The following is a 12,120-nucleotide window of genomic DNA, read 5'->3' as shown; positions in this document are numbered from 1 at the left end:
TTAAGAATTGTTTTATAAAAAAAAACTGATGCACAAATATGATTTTCTGTCAACTTAATTTAGATGCGTTTACCCTGACCCGTTTACAATCATTGCGCGACGTAGTTAAGCTACGTGTTATGAGTGGAGAGCCTTCTCTCCCAACGGATTTCGTCCCGTTGTCCCCACGTAAAAGGGTCACGCTACCCCGGTCACGTTAGTAGTAAATAATGAACCTAATGGAATGCAGACCACGAAAGTAGCCTCATCTAACAGCCTCGCGTTGGAAAGGAGCAAGGGGAAGCACGAAAGGGTTAATCACCAGTAACCATCGTTTGTACACTTCGTGATGAATAAAGAGTGAAATAAGGCTGAAACACTCTCACCAAAAGGTAAGTGGGTAGAACTAGAGTTGATGATTCTCTAGTTCGACGAAATATAATCCCACCGGAGCAGAGATGGAACCCGACCCGTGACGAATCTCAAACACATAGAACTGCGGAAAGCCCTATAGGTTCTCAGTACAAGTCGAAGTCTGAGTAAGCCAACCGTAAGGAAAGCAGAATACTTAGAGGGTAAAGGATGCCAGAAAAAGCGAATGCTGTGGGTAATGCCACAGATAGGAGTTCAAGATTTGCTCCAACTCAAAGGAAGCCAAATTCTGGCAGGTATTTAACGATAAACCAATGTAAGGAAATCAAACTTCTGTGAAAGATAGATTCGGTAACGAAATCGGAACAGACGCATTACCTGAGAAATGGGTAGACCTGAATTGGAAAGCTGCTACAAAGGTGGTGAGAAATCTCAGACAGAGGATTTATCGTGCGACTCAGAGGAATGAGTGGAATCAGGTCAGGAGCCTTACTCTACTCATGTTAAAAAGTATGTCCAACCTGCTACTTGCAGTTAGACGGGTCACTCAAACTAACCAAGGGAAGAAAACAGCAGGAGTGGATAACCAACTTGCTCTCAACCCTCAGATGAGAATCCAACTAATACACGAAATCCTGAAGCTGAACCCTTGGAAAGCAAAGCCTGCTAAAAGGATATACATTCCAAAAGCAAATGGTAAAAAGCGTCCTTTGGGGATACCAACTCTCAAGGATAGAGTGATGCAAGCAGTGGTCAAAAACGCACTGGAGCCGAGTTGGGAAGCCTTATTTGAAGCCAACAGCTATGGCTTTCGACCAGGGCGAAGCTGTCACGATGCAATAGAACAAGTTCATACCCGATTACGAAAGGGAGGCGATGAATGGATTCTAGACGCAGATATTAAAGGAGCATTTGACCACATCAGCCACGAATACGTACTCAATGCTATTGGAGAAATTCCTAGCAAAGAACTAATCAAACAGTGGCTAAAAGCAGGTTACGTGGAGGCTAACAAGTTTAACCCAACAGAAACAGGCACTCCCCAAGGCGGTATCATTAGCCCACTTCTGGCTAACATCGCCCTAGACGGACTGGAAGGAGAAGTATTATCCAACCACCAGAAAGTCAAACAGAGCAAGAGTGGGGAATACAAAGGCAAAACCTACTACACAAACAGGTATTATCCTAGATTTGGGTACATCAGATATGCCGATGATTTCCTTGTCACAGCCGAAACAAAGGAAGACTTGGAAGCCGTTATGCCTGAAATAAAGGAATGGCTGAACAAGCGTGGACTAGAGCTAAACGAAGAAAAAACCCGAATCGTAAATAAGCGAGATGGGTTTAACTTCCTTGGTTTTACAATCCGAAGCTACTCAGACGGAACGACGCTCTGCAAACCTCAAAAGGATAAGATGATTGCCAAACTCAGAGAAATTAGAGGATGGCTCAAAAGACACAAAACGGTAAAACCGGAAGAAGTCATCAAACATCTAAACCCTATACTAAGAGGATGGGCGAACTATTACAGGCACTGCTCCAGCAAGGAAATCTTCGCTACATTCAACCATAGAATGATACAAATGCTATGGCAATGGTGTAAAAGACGACACCACCAGAAACATCTCAAATGGGTAAAGAACAAATACTTTACCGTACTGGGAAATGACCACTGGACATTCTTTGCCGACACCAAGGATAGAACAGGAAAAAGAAAGAGACTTTATCTCCTGGATGTAAGTGACATCCCAATCCTGAGACATACAAAGGTTGAAGGCACAGCTAGTCCAGATGACTCAACCAAAGTAGATTACTGGAAGAAACGCCAATCAAAACTGGGTAGTAGCGTATGGGCTAAAGGCTCAAAGCTCTACAAAGTGGCTCAATTCCAGCACTGGAGATGCACGCTCATGCGGAGACTACCTGCTAAACGGAGAACAAATCCACACTCACCACATAACTGAAGTGACAAATGGAGGCACAGATGAAATCGACAATCTTATACACCTTCACCAAATTTGTCACAGGAAGGTTCATGGTACTAAATAACCTCGGAGTCCAAGAATGCCAGAGCCGGATGATGCGAAAGTGTCACGTCCGGTTCGTTGGGGAGGGGGATACGGCGACGTATGCCCTCTTACCCGACCTGAAAAAATCAGTCAATGATCTACCAAGACCAATCGAAATTCGCATCGATCCTGGTAGCAAAACTACTGGCATAGCTTTGGTTCAGGAAACCCAGGTCATTTGGGGTGCTGAACTTATCCATCGGGGTCAAGCTATCAAGTCTCGACTTGAAACCCGTCGGGCTGTCCGACGCAACCGCCGTAATCGTAAAACTCGTTATCGCCAGCCACGATTCTTAAATCGTGTTCGTCCGAAAGGTTGGCTGCCTCCGAGCTTACAACACCGAGTATTAACGACTATGACGTGGGTTTCTCGCCTTCGCAAACTAGCACCTATCCAATCAATTGCTTTCGAGTTGGTAAACTTTGACACTCAAAAAATGCAGAATCCAGAGATTTCCGGCGTTGAGTATCAACAAGGGGAATTGCAAGGTTACGAGGTTAGAGAGTACCTACTCGAAAAGTGGAATCGGAAGTGTGCTTACTGTGGTAGCGAAAACTTACCATTGCAAGTTGAGCATATTAGCCCACGCGCCAAGGGTGGCACTCATCGTGTTTCCAACCTTTGCTTGGCTTGCGAAAAGTGCAACATCAAAAAAGGGACTCAAGACCTTAAGGATTTTCTTAAGAAAAAGCCCGAAATTATTAAAATAATAATGAGTCAAGCTAAAGTATCGTTGAAAGATGCCGCAGCAGTTAACGCAACCAAGTCCGCTTTGTTCCAAGCTTTAAAAACTACAGCGATTGAACCTATTTATGTAGGGCGGGGTTCTTTAACTAAGTTCAATCGGACTAATCTGAAGTTTCCAAAAGCTCATTGGATCGATGCTGCTTGCTGTGGAGATGTAAGTCAAGGTTTAACTTTAACTATCAACCAACCGTTGCTAATTAAGGCAATGGGTTGGGGTAGCCGTCAAGTCGTACAGACTGATAAATATGGGTTTCCGCGTCCGGGGTATAAACCCAAGAAAAAGGTCAAAGGTTGGAACAGTGGCGATATTGTTTCAGTGATTGATGGAAAGCATCAGGGAGTTAAATGCAAAAGAATTAAAACCACTAGGTTTAAAGGTAATTTTGATATTCGGGTGAACGATAGTGTGATTAGCGTTTCTCGAAATCAACTTAAACCTGTTCATCGCAACGATGGGTACAACTACTCGTTTGCGTGAGATTGTAGGGAAATGTCCGAGAAAACAGTGAGAGTTTTCACAAAAGTCCTAACCGACACTTTTTTGCTAACAAATGCTAACAAAGGCATAAGTTAAGAGAATCTCTTAACAAAGGCGTGTCAACCAATGCCTCGCCCGTGAAAATCCCGCGAGCACCATTTAGATCCCGATCCATCTTCAATCCGGTGGCTGCGGACTTGATAGTTCTAGCGCCACCTAGATTTTTGACAATTTCGCCCGTCCACGACACCGTTTTTGAGGTATAAGCTTCGTTGCAGTCAATCACGAGTTTGGAATTTTCCCAAGCTTTCCACTTGAGGAAATTCTTAAATTCGTAATGGCTTAGAGTCAACATTTGTCGCACCGTTTTGTTTCTCAACTTACGGTGTGACTTCGATACCATTTGAGAAGTCTCGAACGTAGGTAGTAAAATTACATCAAAATTATCAACTAAAAACTTAGCTACTTTGTGATGTAACTCTCTGCTCAAGTTCTTGATTTTGCAACGAAGCCTACTGGCTGCTTTCTTGAATCTTCTTTTCTGCCGACTGGGAGCTTTAGAAATTTTTGATACCAATTTGTCCAACCGAAAACACAGTTTCTGGATGTACAAATTAGAATCATTTCCAAGCCAGCCATAGGAATCTTCAGAAAAAAACGTCATGAACGTGCGGACACCGGGGTCTAAGGCAACGACGCGACCTTGTTTATCGGTCTTGGTTGCTTGCACTTCTTCAGAAACAATTAGGTAGTATTCTCCGTAAGTAAGAGTCAACCTCCCATCGCTGAAATTCGTAGGCAAGGATTCTGTTAATTGACACTTACCTAGAATCGAATGGTAAACACCACAATTTTTTACAGCCGACTTCGGCACATAAATAGATTGCTTGGTATCTTTTCTGCTGCGAAATTTGCATTTGCGGAGTTGACCATCTTTCTTGAAACCCTGCTTAGCAGCCTTAACTGCTGAACAGGCATCTTTGATGGCAATCGATTTGATCTGGAAAGGTACAGGTTTTGCCCATTCTGGCAAACTGTTAAGTATTCCAGTTTTGATTGTCATCCAGTTAGCTTTTGCACCGCGTTCTTGGAGGTATTTTATGGTCGTGTTGTAGACAAAACGACTCACTCCAAACCACTGCTTGATTAAAGCTTTTTGCTCAGGATTTAGGAATAGCCGGATCTTCCTTGATTTTCTTGCTGTAACTCCTGAGTCCGTGCATTCTGCAACTGAAGACGTGAAGGATGGCAAGAAGATCGCTTGTGAGTTCGGTCTCTGGGCAGTGAACAGTTTTGTCAAGAACCATGATTTGTCCACCGTTTTGTTGAACCATGAACTCGAACAATTCAAATCCAAATCTACACAATCTGTCGCGACAGGCAACAACAATCGTGAGCTGTTCGCCGCGCATAAATCTGACCAGTAGGGCTTGCAGTCCTTTTCTTTTGAAGTTGAGTCCCGACCCGACATCTTGGATGATTTCGGAGTCGGGGTACTGCTGTCGCAGGTCGTCAACTTGTCGAGCGAGGTCGTCTCGCTGTTTGGGGGAACTGACGCGACATTCGCAAACAACGGTAGTTCTAGTTGCACCGCGCTGGTAGGACTCGACATCGTAGAGTCGTTGCCCTGCTTCGTTTTTGATGCTTTTGATTTTCCCGGAGTCTGCATATTTTCTTAATGTATGTGGATGCAAGCCCAGAAATTCGACTGCTTTTCTGAGCGGAATGTATGCCATGTAGCTAATAGTAGCATACATTAATAAATATAAGCAAATACTTTACTGTGCGTCAACCCTCTTGGGGGTTGGGATAGGGGTAGGGCGGGGGCGGGTTTGGTCTCATATCATTTCCGGTTACACCGGAATGAGGTTGACGGTTGACGGTTGACTCGATTTTATGATTCTGATGCAACCGGAAACGATATCAAAAGTGTCTGCAGAATGCCACAACAGCCGCTTCAACCCGCCTTTAGGCCATTTTTATGATTTTTTTACCAAAGCCCTCTGACAGGCGTCACCGGCTGCGGTGCGGGTGCTGGCAAGGGGGCGGCGCGGCGCGGCGCTGGAGGCGGAGTTGTGGGCTGCACGCTGCGGCGAGGTTCGATCGGACTTTCGGTGGGAGTTGTTTCAGTTGTACGAGTTGTCGATCGCGTCACATCTTCAAGCAGGCTTCGCAGAGTTCCAGCTATACTCTGAACTTTCCCAACAGTGGTGCGAAGGCTGGCAACATCTACGTAAACCTCGTTGAGAGGATACTTTTTCAGGATTTCTAGCAGCGATACCTTACCGTCGTCCCCGGCTGCCAGCATCACCGCTGCCCGCAAAGCTTTCCCGCTTTCTGTGCGGCGCTGAGTCCGAATTGCTTGACCGATGTCGTCAGTGATTTTTTCTCCTGGGGTGCTGTAAACTACCCTCGCCAGATTAGCAGGCTTTAAACCAATTTCTAAACCCATGAACCCCCGCAGCATTTGCGCGTCCATTTTGGAGAACCGGATAATTTGTTGGAGGGTTGGCGTCGTCGTGCCGTTTTTAGCAAAGTCTTCTAAGTCGCTGATATTGATGCCTTGTCTGATCGGGCCAAATGTGAGGACAACTTTTTCTGCCCCTAATGCTCTACTGCTGCTAGATAATATGCTCCCGCTTGCTCCTAAAACTAGGGCAATGCCGATCGATACAAATTTTGTTAATTTCATATTCACCGCTAGATTAAAATTATTTTTTCGAGATTTGTACATTATAGATGGCAGCAGTTATATTCTACAAGGTCGCCCGTCTAATTTGTGCCCGCGTCACACCCACAATCTCGACCGAGACTTTTTCTCGATCGTGACTTTAAAAATAAGTTACCACATCTGCCGAAATCTGTTCGCTTCTATTCCTTCTGCCTTCTACCTTCTACATCTCCAGCCTTCTATATCTGAGTGTCTTCCGCCTTCTACATAAGTGTTTTAGAAAAATTCTAGGAACCGCCCTGACGGGAGGACGTTCTTAATTGCACAAACATAAGGACTCGATTGCTTCTTCTTTGTCTCTTAGGCAACTAAATCCCTCTTCCTTCTTCCCTCCTTCTTCCCTCCTTCTTCCTTCTTCCTTCCATCTGTTACATCCGTTACATCCGTTACATCCGTTACATCCGTTACATCCGTTACAAAATCCGTTGCCGAACTTTCTTCCATCCGTTACATCCCGTACATTGCTCGTTGCCGAACTTCCTTCTGCTATATGTTGAAAACCCAGGGCAAATCCAAAAAATCCAAACACAAGCATAGCGAAAAAACAACAGCGCTAAGCAAAAAAGAAGTAGCAGCACAAAAACGCAAAACTTCACAAAAGCGCAATGAATTGGTGCAGGCGATCGCCATAAGCTGCTTAGTCACCGTTGCTCTCAGCATTCCCCTGTTTTTCGTAGCCGGCCCTAAGATTGCTATTGCAGGAGGCGCAGCCGCAGCCATCTTGCTGCTTTCCTACAAATACCCCCGTCAAGCTTTGTGGACTTTTCTAATTTACCTGCCTTTCAGTGGTACAATTACCTACGCAATTGGCGGCGGCAATCCTGCATTTCAAGTAGCCAAAGATGCTTTCTACATACCAGCTCTCATCGCCCTAATTCAAAGCTGCAAAAAGAAACAGTTGCCCCTGTTCATTCCCAAACAAATGCTTTCTACCTTCAGCATCCTGTTGATGATGGCAATGCTGACTTTAATTTTTGTCAACGGGGAGATGCAGCTCAACCCTAGGGGCGGCGACAAACCAATTCTGCAAGGAATTCTCGGCTTAAAAGTATTGATAGGTTACATACCGCTGATTGCTTGTACCTATTATCTGCTCCGCACTAAGAAGGATTTGGTGTTTTTTAGTCGAATGCACATCGTTTTGGCGATCGTTTGCTGCCTTCTAGGTTTGATTCAGTACCTCTTGCTGCAAAGTGGAAAGTGTGCGGGAACCAGAGGCATGATCGGACAAGAATTATATAAAGCAACGCTGGAAGCTAGATGTTTTGTCGGCGGTTCTTTGGTGTTCAGTCCCGAAGTCAAGTTTATCCGCTTGCCCGGAACTTTTGTCGCGCCTTGGCAGTGGGCGTGGTTTTTAATTTCTAATGCTTTTTTAACCTTTGCCTCTGCCTTTTGCGACCCTTCATTCTGGTGGCGAGTGATCGGTTTATTTGGCATGGCATTAGTATTTGCCAATGCAGTTATTTCCGGTCAAAGAGCTGCTTTAGTTATGGTTCCCGTTGCTACGGCAATCCTGCTAGTTCTCACCGGTCAATTAGTTAATTTAAAACGATTTATTCCCATCGGTGCAGGACTGGCGATTCTGCTATTTGTCGGTGCAGCTCTTAACCCGGGAATTATCGAGCAGCAGCGGGAGAGTTTTGTTAACCGCTGGAATGCTGCACCGCCCCAGCAGTTTCTCTTTAATCAGTTCCAGCAGAGCCACAATTTTATCATTGACAGACCTCTCGGTAGAGGTGTGGGACGAGCAACTAATTCAACGCGAATATTTGGTGCTACGCAGCTAATTGAAACTTTCCAACCTAAGTTGATCTACGAACTCGGTTATCCGGGAATGATTGCTTTTCAAATCATGGTTTTACACTTGGCTTTTCTAACTTTTAGAGCTTACCGTTCTGTAAAAGACAAAAGTTTGCGGAGTTACGGAGCTAGTTTTTGGGTGTTTGTTGGATTTATTACGATCAATACTCAATACTATCCGCTGGATGTAGATCCCGTGTCCGTGTATTATTGGGTTTTAGCTGGGGCGATTTTAAAGTTGCCAAAAATTGACAAACAGGTGCAGGATGAAAAACACCAGGAACTTGAGTCAAATGATTTGCCAGTTCACCAGCCATTAAAGGAGAAAAAAATTATTGCATCTTCCCCAATTTGAGAATATTTTTGAGTGTTGAGTTGGGTGGATTCTTTCTTGTTCAGTAACCCGCTTTCGCTCCAAGGCGATCCAAAGATAGCCCGCCCTTCTGGGTTTATCTGTGCTAAAACTCACCCCTACAGCATATTTGGGCTCTTAACTTTACTGCGGTTGCCAAACCGGATGGCTAGCATTCAAATCCTTGTCGTTTGTCAATTTAGTCAATGCCGAACCGTCCCGATTAATTACATACAAGTTGCTTTTGTCGCCTTCGGTTTCATTAAATATAAAAGCGATTTGCTGGCTGTCAGTAGACCAAGCTAATTCGGAAATTTCCGACGGTTTTAGCCGAGTAGCTAGTTGATTTAGCTGGTTCCCGTCAGCAGTGATTGTGTAGAGTTTTTGATTGTTGAAATCTCCGGCGACGAAAGCAATAAATTTGCCATCCGGCGACCACGAAAGTTCGTCGTAGTTTCGGGGTTTTTGGGTGAGGTTCTTGGCTGTCCCCCGGTTAATGTCGAGCAGGTAAATATCTTGCTGTTCGCCTGATGAATCGCCGGGTTTATTGTAATAGTAAGCAATGCGACTGCTGTCGGGCGACCACAATAGTTTGCCGTTGTAAACCTCATTTTGCGGGTTGTTTGTCAAATTTTTGAGGTTGGTTGCATCGGCATTAATTGTGTAAATTTGCTGTTTGGGATAAGCGCCGAACAGGAAAGCAATTTTTGTGCGATCGGGCGACCAAACAAGTTGACTGCCGCCAGATATATATTCGCCGGCACTTTTAGTTAGTTTGGTCATTTCCGATCCGTCGGCATTCATTTTGTAGATATTTTTATCCTTGACAAATGCTACCTGCTGACCGTCCGGCGAAAGGTAAAATTGTGATGAAATTTCCTTTTTAGGCGGCTCTCCTCCTACTTCCAAATTCCTAACTAATTGAGTTCCTTGGATGCCAGAAGTGTCGCTTGTATAAAGTGATTGGCTGCCGGGAGAATCAGAGGTAAAACCGTCGCAAGAACGGGCAAAAACAAGTTTCTGGCTGTTGGAAAACCAAGCTATTTCAAAATGAGCTGCTTTGCAAGCATCCCCAGCAAACTGTTTAGTTAGTCGAGAACCGTCAGCATTGACTGTATAAATGTCGGTATCGCCACTCACGAAAGCCAGTCGCTGACCGTTGGGCGACCAAACTAGGGTATAGCTAACATCTATGTTTGGGGCAAGTTCGCGGCGGGAGGAACCGTCAGCATTGACCCCAAATAAACTTGTTCTAAACTCGCTGCCGCGCATCTGGAGAGCCACAAACGCCAGTCTGCTTGGTTTTTGGGCGGCGGTTGTCGGAGGGCTTTGAAGGCTCAAAAACAAGGCGATTGAGAGTGTTAGGGAGATGAGGCCGATCGCACTTATCGGCCATAATTTATGGAAGGTGAAAAGTTGCAGAATTTGCCACAAGCTTTTCAGGGGCGGCCAAGATGCCCAACCCCTACTCCCCGCACTCAACTTAAACTCTTGTGGAACAAGCTTTTGTGGAACGGGCATCTTGCCTGTTCCATATCTCAGGGGGAAATGCAAGTTAAAACGCATTTTATCGATTCCTCTGCTAATTTTCAAAGTGTTTGTCTGTCTATATGCCGCGACAGCCTCAAACTCTGTTTAATTCTGCCAATAATTAGCTCAAACATTTTTTTGCGGGACGGATTCTTGCTGCTGGGCGGCATCCCTAACTCGCAACACATCAAGTTCAAGTCAGTTGCACTCATTGCCAACAACTTTTGCCTCACCTCTTCTTCATTACCCTTCTTAGCTTGTAAACGCAGTTCTTCATAAACTTCTAGAACATTGGCAGCCGATAAATTAGCAGGTTTATTAACATCAGCACCCGTGGGAATATCCGAAGTTTTTGAGCCAGCAGAAATCACTCCCCGCTTGACTTGAGTCTCAAGCCTGGTTAATTTTCGAGCAACGTCCCGCAAGATTTCCTTAAGTTCGCCAATTTCCTCAACTAACCCCCCGCTTGCTTGTTCGGAAGCAGCCAAAATTTCTTTTTTACTCATTTCAGATACTCCTCACACTCGCGCCATAGTTTTTCAAATTCTCTCACTAATTCTCGCGGCAGTTCTCCCTCATTAATCGCCCGTTTTAGCCCGACGCTTTCCCGAATCGTCGATTCTAAAAATCTAACTTCTATGTTATTATCTTTTGATATCTCATCGCAAAGTCTCTTTACTTCTCTCATGTAAAACTGAACTTCATTTGTCAGCAATCCTCCATAGGTTTTAGCTTTATTCATAAAGACTGCTATCTTGGGAAACGGATAAGGCTCAATCCGTTTCTGAAGCGAGTTTAAAACTAAACTCAATCCCCTAGAACCAAAATAATCGGGATTGACGGGAATTAATATTAAGTCGCAGCAAGAGAGTACGCTGTAGGTGAGGAGACTGAAGGAAGGCGAACAGTCAAAAAGCATCAAGTCGTATTTGGGGAGATTGGCAGAGTTGGCGATTTTGCCGATGAATCTGCGGATGAAGTCTTTAACACTTTTCCCCTCAAATCCATCGATATCCAACCAATACAATTCTTCAACTGAAGGGACAAAATGTAACTGTTCGTCAATCTGATAAATGGTGTCGAAACCAACGGGAAATTTAAAATTCTGTCCGGCTTTTTTAAAGACTTCTAGAGCGTCGTAAATTGTAAGTCTATGCTTGAGAGATTGTTCGTACCACTTACCAAACTTATCATCTAAATGACCTGTATTTTCGTTAAGTCCGATCGCCTCTGTGAGCGACATTTGCGGATCTAAGTCTAACATCAAGACTTCTAAGTCGGTTCCTTGGGATATAATATTTCCCAGACTCCAAGTGACGGTGGTCTTTCCGACACCGCCTTTGAAGTTGATTACGGCTATTGATTTAGGACTCATGGCTGGCTTTATTTGGATTTTGCTCAATTTTTTATTAAAACATAACGATCGCCCAATTAGCGTTTGCTAAGTATTATTACTCGAATAATGGCGATCGCCTTGAGTAGGCGATCGCCAGATTAACAGCGAGTCTCTTTTTAGAAAAGAACGTCAGGAAACTTGAAAACGTGACTAGCAATATTCCGCACCTTTGCTAATGGAACAGGTAATCCAGTTACACTGTAGCCTCGATTTGGTACTACTTTCTGCGGGAGTTCTGGCTGTTGCTGCAAAACTAACAACCTGAATTTACCCGGTTCGACGACCAATATCTCCTGTTGAGGAATGAAAAATATCCAGAGATCGGCTTGCGAAGTCAATCCCCAACAGGGACGGTTGCGATCGTCAAAAGCTTCAAAAAACAAGTTTCCAGTTTGCTTGGCTTTTAAATCGGTCTTATACTCAGCAGTTGCAGTTGAACCGTTTGGGCGAATTAGTACGCGGTCAATACCTGCTTTCTGATACTGTGGCAAATCTGAGACATCCTCAATGCGATAGCCATGAATCTGCAACCACTTGTCTACGATCGCCTCTCCTGTCTTTCCTACTTTCTTTTGAGTTTGGAAGTCGTATTCCTGTTTTTGGGAAAACGGGGGTAGTGGCTGGGAGAATTCGGCTTCGTTGTGCTGATTATTCTTGTACATGAT

12 protein-coding genes are annotated in these 12,120 nt (G+C 44.5%); 4 read left to right on the top strand and 8 right to left on the bottom strand.

Going from position 1 to position 12,120, the window contains the following annotated elements:
• Nucleotides 1-686 precede the first annotated feature (686 nt).
• The 3 genes from ltrA to iscB are packed head-to-tail and all read left to right on the top strand — an operon-like array spanning nt 687 to nt 3,646.
• Nucleotides 687-2,315, top strand: a complete 1,629-nt coding sequence (gene ltrA, locus QUB16_RS17990) for a group II intron reverse transcriptase/maturase (protein WP_333318105.1) — start codon at nt 687-689, stop codon at nt 2,313-2,315.
• 1 nt (nt 2,316) lies between these two features.
• The gene (locus QUB16_RS17985) at nt 2,317-2,400 is read left to right on the top strand and encodes an HNH endonuclease (RefSeq protein WP_333318109.1); all 84 of its coding nucleotides are present in this window, start codon (nt 2,317-2,319) and stop codon (nt 2,398-2,400) included.
• Nucleotides 2,387-3,646 (top strand): RNA-guided endonuclease IscB, encoded by a 1,260-nt coding sequence (gene iscB / locus QUB16_RS17980; protein WP_333318108.1) that lies wholly within the window; start codon nt 2,387-2,389, stop codon nt 3,644-3,646. The genes QUB16_RS17985 and iscB overlap by 14 nt, the downstream gene beginning before the upstream one ends.
• A 76-nt stretch (nt 3,647-3,722) precedes the next feature.
• Here the strand turns inward: iscB and QUB16_RS17975 are convergent, their stop codons facing one another.
• From QUB16_RS17975 to QUB16_RS17960, 4 genes are all read right to left on the bottom strand, one after another.
• On the bottom strand, nt 3,723-4,775 hold the full coding sequence (locus tag QUB16_RS17975) for an RNA-guided endonuclease InsQ/TnpB family protein (RefSeq protein WP_445251132.1): 1,053 nt from the start codon (nt 4,773-4,775) through the stop codon (nt 3,723-3,725).
• Nucleotides 4,776-4,806: 31 nt separating this feature from the next.
• Nucleotides 4,807-5,403, bottom strand: a complete 597-nt coding sequence (locus QUB16_RS17970) for an IS607 family transposase (RefSeq protein WP_333318102.1) — start codon at nt 5,401-5,403, stop codon at nt 4,807-4,809.
• A 233-nt stretch (nt 5,404-5,636) separates the two neighbouring features.
• The gene (locus tag QUB16_RS17965; RefSeq protein ID WP_333318101.1) at nt 5,637-6,338 is read right to left on the bottom strand and encodes an alpha/beta hydrolase; all 702 of its coding nucleotides are present in this window, start codon (nt 6,336-6,338) and stop codon (nt 5,637-5,639) included.
• A 339-nt stretch (nt 6,339-6,677) separates the two neighbouring features.
• Nucleotides 6,678-6,821, bottom strand: a complete 144-nt coding sequence (locus tag QUB16_RS17960; protein ID WP_333318100.1) for a hypothetical protein — start codon at nt 6,819-6,821, stop codon at nt 6,678-6,680.
• 46 nt (nt 6,822-6,867) lie between these two features.
• On the opposite strand from QUB16_RS17960, the gene hpsL reads away from it, so the two are divergent.
• Entirely contained in the window at nt 6,868-8,532 is a 1,665-nt protein-coding gene (gene hpsL, locus QUB16_RS17955; RefSeq protein WP_333318098.1) for a hormogonium polysaccharide biosynthesis protein HpsL, read from the top strand.
• Nucleotides 8,533-8,673: 141 nt separating this feature from the next.
• Here hpsL and QUB16_RS17950 read toward each other — a convergent pair whose 3' ends face one another.
• The 4 genes from QUB16_RS17950 to QUB16_RS17935 all read right to left on the bottom strand — a co-directional run bounded on the left by QUB16_RS17950 (nt 8,674) and on the right by QUB16_RS17935 (nt 12,117).
• Entirely contained in the window at nt 8,674-10,050 is a 1,377-nt protein-coding gene (locus QUB16_RS17950) for a DPP IV N-terminal domain-containing protein (protein ID WP_333318097.1), read from the bottom strand.
• A 68-nt stretch (nt 10,051-10,118) separates the two neighbouring features.
• Complete coding sequence (locus tag QUB16_RS17945; protein WP_333318095.1) at nt 10,119-10,565, bottom strand: hypothetical protein; 447 nt, start codon at nt 10,563-10,565, stop codon at nt 10,119-10,121.
• On the bottom strand, nt 10,562-11,434 hold the full coding sequence (locus QUB16_RS17940; protein ID WP_172192852.1) for a ParA family protein: 873 nt from the start codon (nt 11,432-11,434) through the stop codon (nt 10,562-10,564). The genes QUB16_RS17945 and QUB16_RS17940 overlap by 4 nt, the downstream gene beginning before the upstream one ends.
• A gap of 137 nt (nt 11,435-11,571) precedes the next feature.
• The gene (locus tag QUB16_RS17935; protein WP_333318093.1) at nt 11,572-12,117 is read right to left on the bottom strand and encodes a hypothetical protein; all 546 of its coding nucleotides are present in this window, start codon (nt 12,115-12,117) and stop codon (nt 11,572-11,574) included.
• Nucleotides 12,118-12,120: the final 3 nt, after the last annotated feature.

The sequence above is a fragment of the Microcoleus sp. D3_18a_C4 genome, assembly GCF_036702415.1.
In the GTDB taxonomy this organism is placed as follows: domain Bacteria; phylum Cyanobacteriota; class Cyanobacteriia; order Cyanobacteriales; family Microcoleaceae; genus Microcoleus.
This window is presented reverse-complemented; position numbering and strand designations above follow the sequence as displayed.

Coding starts and splice junctions, on each gene's coding strand:
- iscB (WP_333318108.1), top strand. CDS start 2,387: ATGGTACTAAATAACCTCGGAGTCCAAGAATGCCAGAGCCGGATGATG.
- QUB16_RS17970 (WP_333318102.1), bottom strand. CDS start 5,403: ATGTATGCTACTATTAGCTACATGGCATACATTCCGCTCAGAAAAGCA.
- QUB16_RS17965 (WP_333318101.1), bottom strand. CDS start 6,338: ATGAAATTAACAAAATTTGTATCGATCGGCATTGCCCTAGTTTTAGGA.
- QUB16_RS17960 (WP_333318100.1), bottom strand. CDS start 6,821: ATGGAAGAAAGTTCGGCAACGGATTTTGTAACGGATGTAACGGATGTA.
- hpsL (WP_333318098.1), top strand. CDS start 6,868: ATGTTGAAAACCCAGGGCAAATCCAAAAAATCCAAACACAAGCATAGC.
- QUB16_RS17950 (WP_333318097.1), bottom strand. CDS start 10,050: ATGCCCGTTCCACAAAAGCTTGTTCCACAAGAGTTTAAGTTGAGTGCG.
- QUB16_RS17945 (WP_333318095.1), bottom strand. CDS start 10,565: ATGAGTAAAAAAGAAATTTTGGCTGCTTCCGAACAAGCAAGCGGGGGG.
- QUB16_RS17940 (WP_172192852.1), bottom strand. CDS start 11,434: ATGAGTCCTAAATCAATAGCCGTAATCAACTTCAAAGGCGGTGTCGGA.
- QUB16_RS17935 (WP_333318093.1), bottom strand. CDS start 12,117: ATGTACAAGAATAATCAGCACAACGAAGCCGAATTCTCCCAGCCACTA.